The organism is Spirosoma endbachense (assembly GCF_010233585.1).
GTDB lineage: Bacteria > Bacteroidota > Bacteroidia > Cytophagales > Spirosomataceae > Spirosoma > Spirosoma endbachense.
The window spans coordinates 6009166-6028967 of the sequence record NZ_CP045997.1 but is presented as its reverse complement, the minus strand read 5'-3'; the positions used below and the strand labels follow the sequence as shown (position 1 = coordinate 6028967).

16 protein-coding genes are annotated in these 19802 nt (G+C 48.8%); 10 read left to right on the top strand and 6 right to left on the bottom strand.

Annotation, left to right across the window (positions count from 1 at the left end; translation table 11 throughout):
* Positions 1–87: 87 nt before the first annotated feature.
* Positions 88–642: a hypothetical protein gene (locus GJR95_RS24380; protein WP_162388344.1), complete on the bottom strand. Its 555-nt coding sequence runs from the start codon at positions 640–642 to the stop codon at positions 88–90.
* Between the two features lie 96 nt (positions 643–738).
* Between GJR95_RS24380 and GJR95_RS24375 the strand changes: the two genes are divergently transcribed.
* The 3 genes from GJR95_RS24375 (at position 739) to GJR95_RS24365 (ending at position 7339) form a co-directional block, all read left to right on the top strand.
* On the top strand, positions 739–1932 hold the full coding sequence (locus GJR95_RS24375) for an aminotransferase class V-fold PLP-dependent enzyme (RefSeq protein WP_162388343.1): 1194 nt from the start codon (positions 739–741) through the stop codon (positions 1930–1932).
* Positions 1933–2651: 719 nt separating this feature from the next.
* Complete coding sequence (locus tag GJR95_RS24370) at positions 2652–5846, top strand: SusC/RagA family TonB-linked outer membrane protein (RefSeq protein ID WP_162388342.1); 3195 nt, start codon at positions 2652–2654, stop codon at positions 5844–5846.
* A 14-nt stretch (positions 5847–5860) separates the two neighbouring features.
* Entirely contained in the window at positions 5861–7339 is a 1479-nt protein-coding gene (locus GJR95_RS24365; protein WP_162388341.1) for a RagB/SusD family nutrient uptake outer membrane protein, read from the top strand.
* Between the two features lie 193 nt (positions 7340–7532).
* On the opposite strand, the gene gloA2 is transcribed toward GJR95_RS24365, so the two are convergent.
* Genes gloA2 through GJR95_RS24350 form a run of 3 tightly spaced genes read right to left on the bottom strand, consistent with a single transcriptional unit; the run spans position 7533 to position 8707 of the window.
* On the bottom strand, positions 7533–7943 hold the full coding sequence (gene gloA2 / locus GJR95_RS24360) for an SMU1112c/YaeR family gloxylase I-like metalloprotein (protein ID WP_162388340.1): 411 nt from the start codon (positions 7941–7943) through the stop codon (positions 7533–7535).
* A gap of 5 nt (positions 7944–7948) precedes the next feature.
* Positions 7949–8149: a hypothetical protein gene (locus GJR95_RS24355; protein WP_162388339.1), complete on the bottom strand. Its 201-nt coding sequence runs from the start codon at positions 8147–8149 to the stop codon at positions 7949–7951.
* Between the two features lie 51 nt (positions 8150–8200).
* The gene (locus GJR95_RS24350; RefSeq protein WP_162388338.1) at positions 8201–8707 is read right to left on the bottom strand and encodes a SixA phosphatase family protein; all 507 of its coding nucleotides are present in this window, start codon (positions 8705–8707) and stop codon (positions 8201–8203) included.
* Between the two features lie 512 nt (positions 8708–9219).
* Between GJR95_RS24350 and asnS the strand changes: the two genes are divergently transcribed.
* The 4 genes from asnS (at position 9220) to GJR95_RS24330 (ending at position 13402) form a co-directional block, all read left to right on the top strand.
* Positions 9220–10659, top strand: a complete 1440-nt coding sequence (gene asnS, locus GJR95_RS24345; protein WP_162388337.1) for an asparagine--tRNA ligase — start codon at positions 9220–9222, stop codon at positions 10657–10659.
* 148 nt (positions 10660–10807) lie between these two features.
* On the top strand, positions 10808–11890 hold the full coding sequence (locus GJR95_RS24340) for a complex I subunit 1/NuoH family protein (protein ID WP_162388336.1): 1083 nt from the start codon (positions 10808–10810) through the stop codon (positions 11888–11890).
* Between the two features lie 4 nt (positions 11891–11894).
* Complete coding sequence (locus tag GJR95_RS24335) at positions 11895–12467, top strand: NADAR family protein (RefSeq protein WP_162388335.1); 573 nt, start codon at positions 11895–11897, stop codon at positions 12465–12467.
* 248 nt (positions 12468–12715) lie between these two features.
* Positions 12716–13402, top strand: a complete 687-nt coding sequence (locus GJR95_RS24330; protein WP_162388334.1) for a phosphatase PAP2-related protein — start codon at positions 12716–12718, stop codon at positions 13400–13402.
* Here the strand turns inward: GJR95_RS24330 and GJR95_RS24325 are convergent.
* Positions 13381–14361 carry a BamA/TamA family outer membrane protein gene (locus tag GJR95_RS24325; RefSeq protein ID WP_232540852.1) on the bottom strand — a complete coding sequence of 327 codons (981 nt, stop codon included), beginning with the start codon at positions 14359–14361 and terminating at the stop codon, positions 13381–13383. The two genes, GJR95_RS24330 and GJR95_RS24325, sit on opposite strands and share 22 nt — an antisense overlap.
* A gap of 335 nt (positions 14362–14696) precedes the next feature.
* Between GJR95_RS24325 and GJR95_RS24320 the strand changes: the two genes are divergently transcribed.
* The 3 genes from GJR95_RS24320 to GJR95_RS24310 all read left to right on the top strand — a co-directional run bounded on the left by GJR95_RS24320 (position 14697) and on the right by GJR95_RS24310 (position 17985).
* A complete protein-coding gene (locus tag GJR95_RS24320) occupies positions 14697–15512 on the top strand; it encodes a phytanoyl-CoA dioxygenase family protein (protein WP_162388333.1) in 816 nt (271 codons plus the stop codon).
* Between the two features lie 91 nt (positions 15513–15603).
* Positions 15604–16377, top strand: coding sequence for an SDR family NAD(P)-dependent oxidoreductase (locus GJR95_RS24315; RefSeq protein WP_162388332.1), 774 nt, complete (start codon positions 15604–15606; stop codon positions 16375–16377).
* Positions 16378–16641: 264 nt separating this feature from the next.
* A complete protein-coding gene (locus GJR95_RS24310; RefSeq protein ID WP_162388331.1) occupies positions 16642–17985 on the top strand; it encodes a DEAD/DEAH box helicase in 1344 nt (447 codons plus the stop codon).
* Between the two features lie 196 nt (positions 17986–18181).
* Here GJR95_RS24310 and GJR95_RS24305 read toward each other — a convergent pair whose 3' ends face one another.
* The gene (locus GJR95_RS24305; RefSeq protein ID WP_162388330.1) at positions 18182–19762 is read right to left on the bottom strand and encodes a hydroxymethylglutaryl-CoA reductase; all 1581 of its coding nucleotides are present in this window, start codon (positions 19760–19762) and stop codon (positions 18182–18184) included.
* Between the last annotated feature and the right edge of the window lie 40 nt (positions 19763–19802).

Below are 19802 nucleotides of genomic sequence, written 5' to 3'. Positions count from 1 at the left end.
CGACAGTAAGCATTGGCAGCAATGAATTTGGGAGGTTCAACAAAAAAGTCCCCGTTATCGAGCCGATAGCGGGGAACTTCAAATCTACTAACCCAAAACTACATGAAAAAATAGTAATAGGACTTTCTCGCCGACAAACTGCTGATTCTGGTTTTTAAAGAGCAGGTTGAAAGAAGTAAGGCTCCCGTATATTCTTGTGATGTATTGCTGAATATTCACTTTCTCTTCATCGTCCAGATTGCTGGCATTGATACGCTGTTCAAGTACACGAAGCCGGTCGCGGACCATGACAATTTTATGGAAAAAGCCATCGATCGGCATTTCTTTCGGCACCAGATCTGTGCGACCGGGCTTTAAGATCAACTTGCCTCCTTTCCATTTATCACCAAGCGGAACGACTTCGGTTTGGTCCGACCAGCGCTGTAGTACCCGCGCTAAAGCCTGTTCAACGTCGAACAAACTAACCAGGTCGCCATCTGGCTCGATGGCCTCCAGAATGGTCAGGGGTGTGTCGAATTTGAGTACCTTCACGCCATGTTGCAGAAAGGTGATGGTGTATCCAGTAGCTTTCAGGTTGATCACCACCCCATCGCCAAACTCCGTGTGGCTAATTCGGGAACCTATACCCAACAGTGTCGTCATAGGAATTGCAATGTTTAGATTTCATAAGAAAAATAAACAAACCTCGTGCCAGACTAAACTAATTACGCTTTAAATTACGTCATTCATCAATTTTGTATGCTGATAGAGGGAATTACTCCACTTACTACACAGAAAAGCAAGTTTAGTCTGCCTGAGGGGATTCATTACCTGAATTGTGCTACTCGTGCACCCTTAAGCAAATCCGTTGAACAGGCTGGACATGATGCCATCAGTCGCGACGCGAACCCATTTGGCCTTCGCCCCGACGATTTTTTTAGTGGATCGGTTCGTGTTCGCGCGTTATTTTCCGAGCTGATCAACAATCCCGACCCCGACCGTATTGCCATTGTTCCATCGGTTTCCTATGCGATGGCGGTGGTAGCCCGTAACCTGCCCAACAAGCCAGGAATTCGGGCCGGGCAAACCATTGTTCTGCTCGACAGTGAGTTCCCGAGCGACGTGTATGCCTGGGATCGTGTCAATAAGGAATTGGGATTACGGATAAAAACGGTTCCAATGCCCGATGAATTTCCGAGAGGTGCACGCTGGAACGAACAATTACTGGAGGCAATCGGTCCTGACACGGCATTGGTGTTGGCGCCACCTGTGCATTGGATGTATGGTATTCAGTTTGATCTGGAAGCAATCGGCAAGCGGGCCCGAGAAGTTGGAGCGTGGTTTGCCGTGGATGGCACGCAGGCAATTGGTGCATTACCTTTTGATTTGACTGCCTGCCAGCCCGACGTAGTCGTGTGTGCAGGCTACAAATGGCTCATGGGGCCGTATTCGCTTGGGTTGGCCTATTTTGGCCCGGCCTTCGATGAGGGTATTCCGCTTGAAGAAGGATGGATGAACCGATTAGACAGCAATCAGTTTCACCGCCTGATGGATTATCAGCCGATCTATCGGCCCAAAGCGTATCGCTATAACGTAGGGGAGCAATCGCATTTTATCCAGATGCCGATGCTGGAGGCTTCCCTGACGCAACTACTCGACTGGAAGCCGGAACGTATTCAGGCATACACCGAAGAACTGACAAAAAACGCCTGGCCGGCTCTGGAACAACTTGGTTGTCAGGTCGAACCGATAAATGGTAGTAAGGGGCGAAGTCATCACCTGGTTGGGCTTTGGCTACCCGAATATGCTGATTCACTGGCTGTTCAACAGGCGTTACTGGCTCAAAAAGTAGCTGTCTCACCCCGCGCCCGCGCCCTTAGAATTGCCCCACATGTCTATAATACGCCTGCTGATATTGATGCACTGGTTAGCGTATTGACCGAAGTGCTTTAAGATCAACAGCTTCAGTATATAGTTAGTAAACCACGTTTGCCGCCGACCGTATAGCGGTTCCTGGCGTTCGTGAGGTCAGGTTTATTGGCGTGAGGTCAGGTTCTTTAACCTGACCTCTTCGGTTTCTCCAAACCCCATCCGGTATGAAGGACGAGGTATAAAGAAACCGACACCACATCACCATACCCCCCTTTTTACTCACTAATTCACAGATTTATAAATCGCTCTGGAATCCTTCAGCCGAATGTAGGAAATACGGGTGTGGACTAGCCATATGGTTGTCTTAACAATGCACTGATTATAATCGATAAAATACTGAACCTAGCCTTTTCAGGTAGGAATTTCGATTGTACTAATCTATAATGACAATCGAAACCTGTCGTCAATTGGGAAATGAGTAATCAGATTGGCCGCTTGTTTATTTAGACTTTACCGGCATTTGTATTCTTTTTTGATAGAGTAATACTGCTTAGCAACCCCAAGCCTTTCTAAATAAAATTTTCTTAATAGTAATCTACATTTTTATTAAAGTATATAAAAGCCCTGGATATTATAGTAATAAAAACAAAGTTTCGTAAAATTGTGCAAAAATTTGTATATGCCATATTAATTATTGAGTCTTAAGGAATTTTTAATAGAATATATTGATTTTGTCGAGAATATGGTATTTTTGGGGTTTCAATTAAAAAATGGTTAAAACTTTTTACTGGTTACACTTCATGAGAAAACTTTTATTATGCATTTGGTTACTAACTACGTGCATCTGTCTGCCTGCGCTGGCTCAGGAGGTTACTGTGAGCGGCCGAGTTTCGTCTTCAGAAGATGGAACGGCATTGCCCGGAGTGAGTGTGCAATTGAAAGGAACAACCCGCGGCACAACCACCGATGCAGACGGGAACTATCGATTAAACGCTCCAGCTACTGGTCGATTGGTATTCAGCTTCATTGGGTTTAAGTCGCAGGAAGTTGCGGTAGGCAATCAATCGACGATTACCATTAGCTTATCGGCAGATGCGGCTAATCTGGATGAGGTCATCGTCACGACATTTGGTACCGCCAAACGGACATCGTTTACCGGTTCGGCTGGTACGCTTGCTCCCACTCAATTTCAAACCAGAGGAGTTAGTAACATTGGCCAGGCTCTTTCGGGGGCCATATCAGGCGTTCAGACGACTGCCAGTACTGGCCAGCCCGGTGCATCTCCTGATATTCGAATCCGGGGGTTTGGGTCAATTTCGTCGGGAAACGATCCGCTGTATGTAGTTGATGGTATTCCCTATTCGGGTAATATTTCCAACATAAGCCCTAATGACATTGAAAGTATTTCTGTCCTGAAAGATGCTGCTTCAACGGCTTTGTATGGCTCCAGAGCCGCTAATGGCGTGGTTGTCGTAACGACCAAAAAAGGGCAGAAAGACCGGAGTACGATCAATGTTCGTTATACAAAAGGATTGAGTACACGCGGCTTGCCTGAGTATGACCGTGTTGGCGTTGGCGAATACTACCCGTTGATGTGGGAAACGTATCGGAATAGTATTGCTTACCGCGCTACCAACCCTGTAGCGTTGGCCACGGCTAACGCGGATGCAACAAGCCGGTTGATCAGCCTGGTAGGCTACAATGCTTATAATGTGCCTGACAATCAGGTGGTCGACGTGAATGGTCAAATGAATCCGAATGCTCAGCTTCGGTTTTCGGCAGATGACCTGAACTGGGAGAAACCCATCATGCGCCAGGGAAATCGGGATGAACTGAACGTTAGCTTTGCAGGCGGACAGAACAAGTCTGATTATTTCCTGTCCCTGTCGTATCTGAACGATAAAGGCTATTTGATTCGCTCTGATTTCGAACGCATTACGGGCCGACTCAACATTAACTCACAGATGAAGCCCTGGCTCCGGACGGGTGCCAACTTGGGCGTAACCCTGACAAAGTCTAATCAGGCCGATGCGGGCGGTACGGCTGGTAGTACTACCTTTGTTAACCCGTTCTTTTTCTCCCGCAACATCGGGCCGATTTATCCAGTCTACGCGTACGATCCGAACAATCCGGGCCAGTTTCTGACACTCCCAAATGGAAACAGACGCTGGGACTATGGTAACCTGACGGCTTTGGGATTACCAGCCCGACCGCAGTTTGGTGGTCGCCATTCGGTTGCCGAAACGGTATTGAATCAGAACTATTTCCGCCGGAATGTACTCAGTGCCCGTGGTTTTGCTGAACTTTCCTTTCTACAGGATTTCAAATTCACCGCCAACATCGGTACTGACATTACCAATTACAACGGCTACACCTACGGAAACCCTGAAATTGGCGACGGTGCACCGGCTGGTCGTGCTAGTCATGAATTTCAAAACATTTCCAGTTATAACCTCAACCAACTGCTGAACTACAACAAGTCGTTTGGGAAAAATAACTTCGATGTTTTAGTGGGGCATGAAAACTTCCAGGTGGGCGATAACAATCTGGAAGGGTCACGCTCACAGCAGATTCTGGATGGGAACTACGAACTGGTTAACTTCACGACAACAACGAACCTGGCCTCGGTTGCCTTCCAGCGCCGGGTAGAAGGTTTCTTTTCGCGGATCAATTACGATTACGACCAGAAATACTTTCTTTCCGCTTCGGTACGGCGCGATGGGTCCAGTAAATTCTATCGGGATACGCGTTGGGGAAATTTCTATTCCGTCAGTGGTGCCTGGCGTTTAGATCAGGAGGATTTCCTACGGGCAATCCCAACAATCAGCGCCATGAAATTGAGGGCTTCCTATGGCCAGACAGGCAACGATGGTGGTGGAAATACAGGCCAGAGTGCCCAGGATAACACGATCAGTTATTATGCCTGGCAGCCGCTATATGGTCTGGGATGGAATAATGCATCGGAAGCTGGTATTTTACAGACGAGCCTGGGCAATCAGAACCTGGCATGGGAATCGAGCAATGCGTTTGACGTAGCGCTTGAGTTCAGCTTATTTAAAGGCCGCGTGTCGGGTACCGTCGAGTATTTCGATCGCCGATCGTCCAACCTGATTTTTGCCGTACCGTTGCCATTATCAGCAGGTATCTCAACCGTTACCCGGAATATAGGTACGATGTACAACCGGGGGATTGAGGTCGAATTGGGCCTTGAACCCATTCGTACCAAGAATTTCACCTGGCGTTTGGATCTGAATGCTACCCGGATCAAGAATAATATCACGAAAATGCCGGACGAAAATCCTGAGATTATCGACGGAACCAAGAAACTTGCGGTTGGCCGATCAATCTACGATTACTGGCTGCGTGAATTTAAAGGGGTCAATCCAGCAAATGGTGAGGTTGAGTATCGGGCGGCAAATTTCGTGGCGACCAACTCCCGCATCACGGAAGCGGGCGATACACTCACCAATAGTATCAACAACGCTCGTTTCCATTACAACGGAACTGCTATTCCGGCTTTGTCGGGTGGTTTTACCAACACGTTTCGGTACAAAGGTCTTTCGCTGTCGGCTTTGTTCGTCTACCAGTTAGGCGGCAAAACGTACGATGGAGCGTATGCTGCCCTGATGAGTTCGGGCGGGTATGGTAGTGCAAAATCTACCGACATCCTGAGACGGTGGCGGAATCCGGGCGACATCACGGATGTGCCCCGCATGGATGCTGGCCGGACCGGTGATTTCGACGCCCAATCGGATCGCTGGCTGATCGACGCCAGTTACATGAATCTTCGTTCGGTAACACTGTCCTATTCGCTGCCCAATGCACTGGCTCGTAAATTATTCCTGGAGAATGCTCAGGTTTACGTAAGTGGCGAAAACCTGCTTATTCTGTCGGGTCGGAAGGGGATGAACGTTCAGCAACAATTCAATGGAGTAACCGGTAACGTTTTCAGTCCGGCCAAGACCCTGGTACTGGGTGTTTCCTTTACACTTTAAGCTTCAGACAACTCATGAAAAAAAGATATTTGACGCTGGTATTGGCTCTGGGCCTGCTTACAACAGCGTGCGAAAAAGAATACTTAGAAACATCGCCTACCGGTAGTATCGATGCCGGATCTGCCTATTCAACCACGAAAAACGCTACGGCGGCTATTAATGGCATCTACCGGGCTATGGTCGTGCGGTATTTAAGTTCACAGGGACATTTTGGGCATCCGGCCATGATGATCATCCTGGACGTAATGGGCGAAGATGTTATAATTGCTAATACTTCGAATACCTGGCACCTTCCCGAAACACGCTGGCAGGCTCACCGCTCAGAAACGGCAGTAGGCAATCAGTTACCGTATGAATTGTACTACCGGCTGATCGGAAATGCCAATATCGCTATTGCGAATATCGATAAGGCGGCCGGGGCTCAGTCGGAGAAAAATCAGATCAAGGGCGAAGCGCTGGGATTACGGGCTTTTTCATATTTCAATCTGGTACAGCTTTTTGGTAAGCGATATAATGCCGCTGCAAAGCCGAATAGCCAGCTCGGCGTACCGCTGGTGCTGACACCGACAACCGAAGGATTGACCCGTGCGACCGTTGAGGACATCTATACGCAGATCAATAAGGATCTGGTCGATGCAGCTGCGCTCCTTACATCGGCCCGTAGCTACAAGTCACACATTAATCTTGAAGTGATAAAAGGCTTCCAGGCGCGGGTGGCGCTCACCCAGCAAAACTGGGCCGATGCCGCAAAGTATGCCGCTGAAGCGCGTAAAGGGTATGCACCAATGAGCGTAGCCCAATATCAGGATGGTTTTTCGGATATCAGCAATCCCGAATGGATCTGGGGATTCGATCACCTCGAAGATCAGTCGGAGTTTTTTGGTGCTTTTCACTCATACATCTCCTGCAATTATAATTCCACAAACATCCGCGTAGATCCGAAACAGATTAACAGTACGCTGTATGATCAGATTCCAGCGACGGATGTCCGCTCGAAAATGTGGGTTAAAACCCCAACAGCTACTAATTCTGTAGTACCGACGGGCGGGGTTCGGGTTCCCTACTTAAACCAGAAATTCCGACTGCCGGGTACACCATCGACGAGCGCCATGGGCGATATTCCGTATATGCGTTCTGCCGAAATGTACTTGATTGAAGCCGAAGCACAGGCACGTCTGGGGAATGCCACAGCTGCTGCCAGCCTGTTGTTTGACCTGGTTAGCAAGCGTGATCCATCCTACAAGCTATCGACCAAAACGGGTACTCAGCTAATGGATGAGATTCTGTTTAATCGGCGCGTTGAACTTTGGGGCGAAGGGTTTCGGTTTACCGACCTGAAACGTTTGAACCAACCCCTGAATCGGAATGGAGCTAACCTGAGCAGCGCCGTAGTGGTACTTTTCGACGTACCGGCTGGCGACAACCAGTGGGAGTTTTTGATTCCACGACGGGAAATAAACGCGAATAAGGCAATTGTACAGAACCCACTTTAGGAGTCCTGTCTTTTATACCAAACGCGCCTGACCGCATATGCGGTCAGGCGCGTTGATTTTGTTAGAGATGGCGTGTTTTCTGGTCCGGTTCAAAAACTTTAGTACGTTGGCTTAGAGCCGTGCCACGGTTTGTTTGCACATCATTAGTAACCGTGGCACGGCTCTAAGCCAACGTACTAAAGTGGATAAACACTTATAAAGTCTTCCCCGAATTAGGCTCTTCATACAGCTCCAGAGGCAAATCGTCGGGGTCGGCAAAAAAAGTGAAGCGACGGCCCGTGTGTTCATCAATCCGGACAGGTTCAGTCACTACGCCCTGCTGAGTCAGGTGCGCAATAGCTGCATCGAGATTTTCGACGGCAAAGGCCAGATGTCTCAGGCCAGCGGCTTCGGGTCGGGAAGGGCGTTTGGGCGGATTCGGAAACGAAAATAGCTCAATCAGATATTGCCCATTGAGTGCCAGATCTAACTTATACGATTGCCGTTCAGCCCGGTAGACCTCTCCCAGAATCGTTAGCCCTAGTATTTCGGTATAAAATCGTTTGGACGTTTCGTAGTCCGAGCAAATGATAGCAATATGATGTACGGCAGTCAGGTTAAGCATGATCACTAACGGGTAAGTAATGTATCGTCATCTGTTATGGCGGTGTCAATTGCCGTACCGTCTTTTCCGGCAGGGAAGGCCCGTTCAACTTCCCGTCGCTTGTTCCAGGGCGCAGTTGTCCGGCGAGCCATGTCAATGGCAAACAGAGCAACAATAGCCGTAAAGGCAATGAAAACGATGATAAAAATTCGACGATTGCGGTTCACGTAGTACGTACAATTTTTGATTTACGCTGACTATTTTACGTAAATCGGATCTCACAAATCTTTCGGAAGCTGCTTGGGAGCTATCTCGAAGCTTACGCTACCCGTTCGCCCGGATACCTCAGCCCAGCTAATGCCATCAAAGGTAACAGCTATTACGGCTCCCTTGCTCATAGAACCAACACTTTGGTGAGTCAGGAATTCGGCGAAATAAGATACATCAGGATTATGCCCGACAATCATTGCCGACTGAGGCCCCTCAGGCAAGGCGTTTATGGCAGCAAGGTACGCTTTAGGGCCTCCTTCATATAATTTATCGTCCAACTGAATCTGCGATTGATCAAAGCCGAGCTGCTCGGCAACAACTTTAGCCGTGTCTCTGGCGCGGGGAGCTGTACTGCTGAAAATAACATCAGGATGAATCCCTTTCGTATGCAGATAACGGCCTATACGGGCAGCCGCCATAATACCATCGGAAGTTAATTCACGACTATGATCGGTCATAAAAAGTGACCGATCCTCGGCCTTTGCGTGCCGAACAATATAAAGTGTAAGGGGCATCGGAAAAAGTATATAAAAACAAGAATTAGAAGGGACAGACAGAGCCGAAAGTTAGCTAACAGAAATAAATACTACGATGTTGATCCATAAATTCCCGCCCACAATCTCTTTATTTCCTGACCCACGTTGGGCCTAAGGGATCTTATACGCGATTGAATACTGAAGCAGAACGTTTAAGAGAAGCGGGCTACAGTAGTAGAAATTGTTAGGTTTAGTGGTTGAAAAACGCTCTATTTGAACTGATTTGAAATCAAAGTTTTCTTTATCATGTGGCTAATAGCCAATATGTTACGTGATTAATGCTGCCCGGTAATATCACGGACTATTCTGTTTAAGATTTTTTTGGAAATTGTTAAACAAAATAGTTCGTATGCCTTACTAACCGGTAACTACCCATATACGTATAAAAGCAACGCTTTGTTTAACTAACCTTCACCTTATAATTACAGTGGGCTATTCAGCCTACAATCTGTATTTTTGCGGACCGAACACAATCCGGTTGCCGTTTCAGCATGAGTTATTTACCCATTCAGCAAGTATTAAAAACATTACCCGTTGGCACTGATGTGACCATCAAGGGTTGGGTCCGCACTAAGCGCGAAAGTAAAAACGCCGTATTTATTGCGCTCAACGACGGCTCAACGATTAATAATATTCAGGCAGTTGCAGAGGCTGGTCAGCTTCCTGAAGACACGCTGAAACTCATCACTACGGGTGCCTGCATAGCGGTTACAGGTCCGTTGGTTGAGTCGCAGGGTGCTGGGCAGGCTGTAGAGGTCAAAATCGATACGATTCAGATTTATGGCCCGGCTGATCCTGACAAGTATCCATTGCAACCCAAGCGTCACTCCCTGGAGTTTCTGCGTGAGATAGCTCACCTTCGTCCACGTACGAACACCTTTAGTGCGATTCTGCGCATTCGCCATGCGCTGGCTTTTGCCGTGCATAAGTATTTCAATGATAATGGGTTTTATTACCTCAATACACCCATCATAACCGCTTCTGACGCAGAAGGTGCGGGCGAAATGTTTCGCGTTACAACGCTTGACGCTACCAAACCGCCCCTTACCGAAGAGGGTAAGGTTGATTATAGTCAGGACTTCTTTGGTCGCGAGACCAACTTAACCGTTTCGGGCCAGTTGGAGGGCGAACTGGGCGCCATGGCGTTGGGTAAGATCTATACCTTCGGTCCGACGTTCCGGGCTGAGAACTCCAACACCACGCGGCACCTGGCCGAATTCTGGATGATTGAGCCGGAAATGGCCTTCTACGAGCTGGAAGACAACATGAATCTGGCCGAAGATTTTGTTAAGACGGTTATTCGGTACGCCCTTCAGCACTGCGCCGACGATCTGGCTTTTCTGGACAACCGCCTGAAAGAGGAAGAGAAAACCAAAAAGAAGGAAGAGCAAAGCGAACTGGGATTGCTGGAAAAACTCCAGTTCGTGATCAGCAATGAATTCGTCCGGCTTACTTATACGGAGGCTATTGAGATTCTGGTGAATTCAAAGCCTGCCAAAAAGGGCCAGTTCCAGTATGAAGTTAGCTGGGGTGTCGATCTACAGTCAGAACATGAACGGTATCTGGTGGAGAAACACTTCAAAAAGCCGGTTATTCTGACCAACTACCCGCGCGAGATCAAGGCGTTCTACATGAAGCAGGACGAGGATGGTAAGACGGTTCGGGCTATGGATGTGCTCTTTCCGGGCATTGGCGAAATAATCGGTGGTTCGCAGCGCGAAGATGATTTCGATAAGCTCGTTGCCCGGATGCACGAAGTGGGTATCGAACCAGAAGCCCTATGGTGGTATCTGGATACGCGCCGGTTCGGTTCGGCACCACACGCGGGCTTTGGCCTTGGCTTCGAACGACTGGTGCTGTTCGTAACGGGCATGGGCAATATCCGTGACGTAATTCCATTTCCACGCGCTCCGAAAACTGCTGAGTTTTAATTAATCCTGAAGCGTGAAGAATAAGGTATTCTTCACGCTTCAGGATTAATTCCCGGACTTTTGCCAAAAGCCGTGCCACGGTTACCTATCGGGATAAATCAAACCGTGGCACGGCTTTTGGCAAAAGTCCTGAATTCTTCAATTTTTTATGCTGGCTCTCCCCATTTTTCTTGCCATTGCCTCCGGCTTCGTCGTTGTCGGCGTATACACAGAGCGGAAAGTATCCGCGTTCATGCAGGACCGTCTTGGCCCCATGGAAACAGGTAAATGGGGTTTGCTCCAGTTGTTTGCCGATCTGCTGAAACTGCTTCAGAAAGAAGATATCGTACCAACGGCGGCCGATCGTCGGCTTTTTCTGCTGGCCCCGGCGGTCATCTTTGCTTCAGTGTTTGCTGGTTTTGCCGTACTGCCGCTTACACCCGATTTGCAGGGTTCCGATGCGGCCGTTGGGGTGTTTTATCTGATGGCCATCGTTTCGTTCGATGTTGTCGGTATCCTGATGGCTGGCTGGGGTTCCAATAACAAGTACTCGCTCTTTGGCGCCATGCGGTCGGTGGCACAGATTATCTCCTACGAAATTCCACTGGGACTGACTATTCTCAGTGTCGTAATGATCTGTCAGACGCTAAACCTACAGGAGATCAGTTTTCAGCAAGGCATATTCACGCACGAAACGAATTATCTCTTTGGCCTGAAAGCGACGGGTATCGACGTAACGGGCTGGGGGGGCATTTTTTCCTGGAATATCCTGCGAAATCCATTTTTACTGGTGGCTTATGTTGTGTTTTTTATCTGCACGCTGGCCGAATCTAACCGGGCACCCTTCGATTTGCCCGAAGGCGAATCAGAGATCGTTGGCGGCTTTCATACCGAATATTCAGGAATGCGTTTTGCGCTGCTCTACCTTTCCGAATATGCCATGATGTTGCTGGTATCATTCCTGGGCGCGGTATTGTTTCTGGGTAGCTGGAACACGCCCTTACCCAACATTGGGCCGATTCGGCTGGCCGACTGGACAAGCGGTTCACCCGGTACGGTTTGGGGAAATCTGACCGCTGCTTTCTGGTTGCTTTCTAAAGTATTTCTGGCGGTACTGTTGCAGATGTGGGTCCGCTGGACATTTCCGCGCGTTCGTGTCGATCAGATGATGTTTCTGTGCTGGAAAGTGCTGACGCCGGTTGGCTTGCTGCTGCTCTTGATTTCAGGGATTTGGCGACTGCTGATGGTGTAATGCAATGAAGTACACGATGAACTGGCTGCTGGAGAAATACGAGCAATCAGCACGGCTTAAATACCTATTTTTCTGGGGGCATCAACCACGTAAAGACGGACGAATAGGGGAGTCCTGCTTTAGCCAGTGGTGGGTCGCTCCGTTTGACGTAAATGGAGTACAGTATAGGTCGGCTGAGCAGTACATGATGGCTGAGAAAGCCAGATTATTCGATGATACCGACGTTCTGGAGAAAATTCTTACCTGCCAGTCGCCTGCCGAGGCCAAAAAATTAGGTCGTCTGGTTCAGAATTTCGACCCGGCTGTTTGGGACGCCGAATCCGTTGCTATCGTTGTTGCGGCTAATGCGTATAAATTTTCGCAACACCCAGACCTGAAGGCTTTTTTGTTAAATACCGGAGAACGAGTTCTGGTCGAAGCCAGCCCTGTAGACACAATCTGGGGAATTGGCTTAGCCAAAGACCATCCTGATTGCGAAACGCCACAGAAATGGCCTGGGAAAAATCAGCTTGGCTTTGCGTTAATGGAGGTTCGGGATCGATTAAGAGCAGGCAATTTGCATGCTGAACACCTTTGAAATAGCCACGCAGAGCCGTTTGTCTGATCACACAGGGAGAACGTTACTGCTCAGCAAGCTACTCGGATTGTAATGGCCATAATCCTGATTGACTGGCCCATAAAAGACCACTTGATCAGTAAAATACACTCTTTCTGCAACTATTACGGCCTTATTCTGGTAGAAAGGAATAAGAAATCAGTTGTTACGGTAAACAAACCAATAGAATCATAGGGCTCTTCGTAAATTTGCGCCCTTTTACAGTACTAATGTCGATACTTTCACCTAATCCGACCGGCGACCTGGTCTGGCAAGCGGCCTGGCGATCTTCCGTATTTCGTTGGAAATTTATAATTGGACTGATCTGCACACTTGCCTTGCTGTTTACATTTCCAGTCTTTTTTCAGACCATCGAGCGGCACACCGGCCCCGTACTGAACGACTGGGTACTCAATCAACTCCCCCCGCGCGATGTATCGCTGTGGATTTTTCTGATCATCTGGGCTACCGCTTTACTCTTACTCATTCGCGCCCGGTTTAGCCCGGCCGTATTCATGATGTTTGTGTATGGCTATATCGTCGTCAGTCTGTCGCGGATGCTAAGCATAAATTTATTTCCGCTTGATCCGCCGGTTGGGCTGATTCCGCTTATTGATCCGCTCAGCAATGCATTTTACGGCAAGACGTACATCACCAAAGACCTGTTTTATTCGGGACATACATCGTCCATCTTTCTGATGTTTTTATGCCTTCGTCGCTGGTGGGATCGGCTGTTTGCCTTTGTTGGGTCACTGCTTGTGGGTGGACTGTTATTAGTGCAGCATGTTCATTACACGATCGATGTGCTGGGTGCATTTGTGTTCACGTATCCACTTTACTGGCTGGGCAAACGGATCGCGCTGAGCGGGTGGAATAATGTAAACCATCCTGTAGATCAGAAGGCTTCGCCCAATTGAAAATAAAGGCCATGGGAAGTGCTTTCGCCAAATCCCCAGCCATAGTCAACGCGTAAATTGAGTCGTTCTTTTCGGTTTAGAGCCACCCGAAGGCCACCTCCATATGAAAATTTAAGCTCCTGAAAATTCAGTTCACGCAGATGGTCGCCCACGTTTCCAAGACCCGCGAAACCAACAGCCCCCAGTCGCCAGATGATCGGTACGCGATATTCGGCCTGTAAAACAAGCTGGTTCTTACTCCGAAAGCGACCGTCATAAAACCCCCGCATACTGTTGGAACCGCCAAAACTGGCCAGACTGCGGAGTGGTACATCGCCCGCATTAAATTGCGCGTAAGCCTGCACGGCCAGCACCTGATCGCGGTATAAGCGCATAAATCGGCGCAGGTCGATGACATAGGCGGTATACCGGAAACTGGAGCCCAGCCAGGGGGTAAAATGATTGAAAAATACCTGCATCAACGACCCCTGATCGGGTGCAAAGGCATTGTTGCGCGTGTCGTACGTGAGGCTAAGTCCGGCACCGGAAATATGGTACGGATCACGTCCGGCTACGTTCTGCTGATCGAACAGGCCACCGGCTATATGATCGACAGCCAGGAGCCGCTGGTACTCATAAAGGAAGCCCCCAAAAAAACGTTCTTTTAGTTTGCGTTGTAAGTGCAGATACACATAATATTGCCGGAACGTGTAAGGTTCTTCATTGTGATCAGGAGCGATTTTTCCCAGTCCCCAGAACTTATCGGGGAAGTAACTGTACGACAGCTGGTGATTTAAGATATAGCGTTCTCCCGGAAAATAAGTCGTTCCGTTTACGGCTGTAATAAATTGTTGACGAAGTGAGTATAAAACCAGCGCTTGTGTGTTAGAGGTTCGAGTGACCGTATCGAATCGATTGAATCGAAAGGTGAATGAACCAGCTACACCAACCGACCAATCTGTCTCGATTGATCGGGCCACTAATGGTAAAATTAGAGTATGACGCGTTTTGGAGTCTTTTGATTTGAGTGCCTGAACCGGTAAAGTAAGGCTGTCTGATTGAGCCCAAACCTCACCTGAAAGGCTGGATAACGTGCTGATTAACAAGAGGATCAGTGGCCTGAAACAGAGTAAAGACACAAGGATTGAGTGAACCGTTAATTAAAGCCTGATTAATTAAATGTCAGCAAAGTAATCTGAAAATTGTAAATTTAGTAGATTTGGGGCTTAATAAACCATTATGGTTATTCCTGATTGACAAGGCGTAGCCACCGGTTGGCACCTAAAGCGGAGACCCCGAATTGTAAACCACCGATATGAGCAAAATCGATTTACCGCCCTTTACGCTGGGCGAAACTATTACCCCAGAACAACGTCAGTTTTTCAATAAACACGGCGTTATCGTTTTTCGTAATTTTATTAATCCCGAAACGGTCAAAGTATTCATTAGTGAAGTTGAACGAATCGAGAAGGAGTGGCTTGCCGAAGGCCGTGACAAAGTAAACGGAGTGCCGTTGAAGTTTGGTCAGGATGAAGCCGGTAATCCGATGATTCAGCGGATGTGCTTTCTCTCACAGCACAGCACGGCCTTACATGAGTTTTTGCAGGACCCTCGCCTGCAGGCCGCTGTCGATTTACTCCAGCCCTACGAAGGACGAATTGCTGAAATTGAAAAAGACGGACTTATTCTCAATCACTACATTCGGAACCCGAATAGCAAATTCTCGCAGATGGGCTGGCATACCGATAGCCCCCGCGATATTTTCCTCGGCCAGCGTATTATGCCGATGCTGAATGTAGGCATCCACCTGAATCCGACTCCCTACGAAAATGGTGGGTTGCGCGTTATTCCCGGTACGCACAAGCAGGGCTTATTTAAAATGCTGTTCCGTAAGCGGTACTTTGTTGATAACGACCCCGATAAACATGAAATCGGATTCGATATCAATGCCGGTGACCTCAGCGTTCATGATGGTCGGCTCTGGCACCGGGCACAACAGTCACCTTTTACCGGGGAGGCCAGCCGCCGTCGTGTTATGTACGTGCCAGTCGTAACGGGCAAGTATATGCCCAAACACGAGAACAGCAAGACGCCGTTCTACCACCGGTTTATTTCAAAAGTAAATATTTAAGTTTTCAGTCTCCAGTTTTTCGTGTAGCTCAGCTTGATGTAAAATCACTCGACACACCGAAAACTGGAGACTGAAAACCACAAACCCATTTATGGCTTACGCGCTCATTACGGGGGCCAGCAAAGGCATCGGATTGGCGATTGCTGAAGAGCTGGCTCGCCGGAAGTTCGACCTGCTGCTGGTAGCTCGTTCGAAAGCATTGTTGCAGGAGGTATCTCAGCGATTGGCCGCGACTCACGGAGTCAAAACTGATTTTCTGGCTGCCGATCTGGCAGAAACGGGTGCTGCCCAACGGGTATTTGACTGGTGTCAGACAAAGAATTATGCAATTCAGTTTCTGATCAATAATGCAGGATATGGCCTGAGCGGCCCGTTCGAAAAGCACTCGCTGGCCGAACATACCGACATGATGCGGGTCAACATGACCACCCTTGTCGAACTGACCTACCTGTTTTTACCACAGCTCCGCCAGCTATCCAAAGCTTATATTTTGAATATTGGGAGCTCGGCAGCCTATCAGGCTATACCGGGGCTGAGTTTATATTCTGCGTCTAAAGTATTCGTGCTTCAGTTTAGCAGGGGGCTACGTCTGGAATTGAAACGGTCGTCGGTTTCGGTTACCTGTGTTTGCCCTGGCGCTACCGACACGGCCTTCGTTGATCGGGCGCAGATTGGCGAGAAAGGGCGGAAAGCCGCCGAGCGTGTTAATATGACACCTACCGAAGTCGCTCGTCAGGCCGTTGAGGCAACGCTGGCCGGAAAGGCCGAGGTTGTTACGGGCGTACTCAATAAACTCGGTAAACTGATGGCCTGGTTGTTGCCAAAAGGTATTGTCGAGACAGCCGCCGGGAGCATCTATGAATAAACACTACGTCTTTTGTAGGTTAATATTGGCTGCTCTCATCGAGTAGACAAACATATCCCAAACGGCAGAAAAGCACAACCCATAGCTTTACGGTTATGGGTTGTGCTTTTCTGCCGTTTGGAGATAATGGCACTTTATTTGCCTTATTGCAGTTGTACAACTAAATAACTTCAATTTAGACGTTGGCCGTTGGAAGCGGGACTATAAGTTTAGGCACCCTTGCTTACCGTCAAAAACATCCGGCATTCGACGTCCAGCCAACACATGCAATTTACCGATTTATTATTAATTGATCCGATCCTGAAGGCACTTGCCGAAGAAGGATACTCTACCCCGACACCCATTCAGCAGCAAGCCATACCCATTTTGTTGAGCCGCCGGGATTTGCTGGGATGCGCCCAGACTGGTACCGGCAAAACGGCCGCTTTTGCTATCCCAATTCTGCAATTGCTTAACGAAGAACGGAGCAAAAATCCAGCTGCCCCCCGGCGTATTAAAACACTGGTATTGACACCAACCCGCGAACTAGCCATTCAAATAGACGAGAGTTTTGCTGCCTATGGCCGCCATCTGAACCTTCGCCATACGGTTATTTTCGGCGGGGTTTCCCAGCATTCGCAGGTAAATACCCTGAAAAGCGGTATCGATATTCTGATCGCTACCCCTGGCCGTTTGCTCGACCTGATGAGCCAGGGTATCATTTCGCTTCGTGATGTGCAGTTTTTTGTCCTTGACGAAGCCGACCGGATGCTCGATATGGGTTTTATCCATGACGTTAAAAAGATTATCGCCCGTTTACCAGAACGTCGTCAGTCGCTGTTTTTCTCGGCAACAATGCCGCCCGATGTGGCTAAACTGGCAGACACAATCCTGAACAAACCGGCTAAAGTTGAGGTCACACCCGTATCGTCTACAGCTGATACGATCCAGCAGGCCGTTTATTTTGTTGGGCGGGAAGACAAGCGGAAACTGCTTGTTCATGTGCTCAACGATAAGCAGATTGCATCAGCTCTGGTCTTTGCCCGCACCAAGCACGGAGCCGATAAAGTAGCCAAAGACTTGTTGAAAGCCGGAATTCAGGCCGAAGCCATTCACGGTAACAAATCGCAGAATGCCCGTCAGCGTGCTTTGTCCAATTTCAAAAGTCGTCAGACGAGAGTACTGGTTGCTACGGATATTGCTGCTCGTGGTATCGATGTTGATGAGCTCTCTCATGTGATCAACTATGAACTGCCGAATATTCCTGAAACCTACGTTCACCGAATTGGTCGCACAGGCCGGGCTGGTAACGATGGTATCGCGTTGTCGTTCTGTGATCAGGAAGAAACCGATTTTCTGAAGGATATTCATAAACTGATCGGCAAACGCGTTCCGGTTATTGAAGACCATCCTTATGTTCTTGACATATCAGTAGCTACTGTAACGCCAGCGCAACCCCGTCAGGGACAGGGACGGAATGGTGGTGGTAGTCGCAGTGGCGGTCAGGGCCGTAGTAATGGCTCATCGAATAACGGTTCTTTCCGGCGCGGTACTAGCAGTGCTGATAGCGCGAACAGTCGCAGTGGAAGCAATAACAACAGGCGGTTTGGTAACTCAGGTCGGAGTTAGGCCAATTGTTCGTAGAGATCGATCCACAGACATTCATAATACACAGAAATAACGCAAAAAGGGCTCTTGAGCCCTTTTTGCGTTATTTCTGTGTTGAGTACACCAAAGCTTCACTAGCTTTTCATCAGGAGTTGTACGCCACAATGGGCAGTTGCCAATTGGTGGGCTATTCGGCTTCCCTGTTCGTCAGTGAGTGTCACATTGCTTTATTACGAGCTGCGTCATGACTGGATACCCAATCGAGAGACGAAATAGCGGCAGCCAGCGATAGTTCTCCAGCTGCGATGACCCCAGCTACGATTTCGGCAAACTTATTGACCTTTCCGGTTCCATAACAGCCCATCAGTTCCAGACATTCACGCTGGGTGGGCAGTCCGGTTCCGCCCCCAACTGTCCCGACAACGAGTGAGGGTAAGGTGATCGAACCATAAAGATCCCCTTCCGGAGTGATTTCGGAGTATGTAATCGCAGCAGACGATTCTGCCAGGCAGGCCACATCCTGACCGGTAGCGATAAAGAGCGCAGCCAGTCCGTTGGCCGAATGAAGCCCGTTGTTATTCGTTCCTGCCAAACGGGCACCAACGTCGCCGATCCGTGCATGATGGACCAACTGTTCGGGTTCTACCTGCAACTCCCGAATGAGTAACGCCCTTGGAATGAGAACTTCAGCCGTTACGCGCTTCCCCCGAGTACGCAGAATGTTCAGTTGGGAGGGTTTCTTGTCCGTTGCCATATTCGACTCCAGAAAGAAATGTTCAATGCTACCTGGTGACCGAAGGCCATATTCCTGCAAAATGTAATTACAGGCAGCCAGTGTGGCTTTACTCACCATATTTTGCCCGGCAGCATCGCCGGTTTCGTAGCCAAATCGAAGAAAAGCCAGCTTGCCGTTCAGGTAGGTGTCCACATAGCGAAGTTTGGCAAAGCGCGAAGTTGCTTCAGCTTCAGCGGCCAATTCGCGTTGCTGGCCTTCCAGCCAGTGTACAAAAGTACGGGCCTGACGAGCATCGGCAAACTGAAATACCGGAGCACGCTGCATTGCGTCATCCTGAACAGTGCAGAGGACACCACCGCTTAGATTGATGAGTTTTATGCCTCGGTTATAGCTTGCTACAAGTGTTCCTTCCGTAGTGGCCAGTGGTATCAGGAAATCTCCCTGTGCCTGTTCGCCATTAACCCGTAACGGGCCCGCTAACCCAATCGGAACCTGTGCTACACCCACAAAACTTTCGCAATTCTGCTGGACAAGAGCCGGATCGAACGAGTTTTGAATGAGATGTTCAGGGGTTGTTTGAGAAAATTCAGTCAGGAACTGGCGTCGCTGGCTGATCGCATCGATGGAGTAGTCATTGATCCGGTCACGCGGAATAGCAGGCTGAGACTGGCCGCCAGTGGTCGGTTCGTCGGGTTGTAACTCATCCTCGACAAGCAGTGTAATCGTTCCAAACGGCTGAGTATGGAGGGTGATTTCGAGTGTATGTTTGCCGGGTTCCAGTGGTTGGGTAGTAGCCCGAACCTGCACGGATCGCCGTAGGGGGAAAGCGAATGGATTCTGTTCAGAAATACTTTTGAGTGCCACGGGTATTGCACCGTCGGGCTCCAGTGTAAACGCTTCAGCCGGATACTCGAGCCCGTCGATACGGGCGCGTTGCAGACCCGTAAATTGCGCATCAGCTAAACGATTTTTAAGCGAAAACGTAAAACCATCGGGCGTATTCCGGAGGCTATTCCGGGTAAATAACTGTTTTATAAGAATAGTAGGAATGAACCGGAACACGATAGAGAAGGCTATAGGATGGATGATAGACAGATGATAA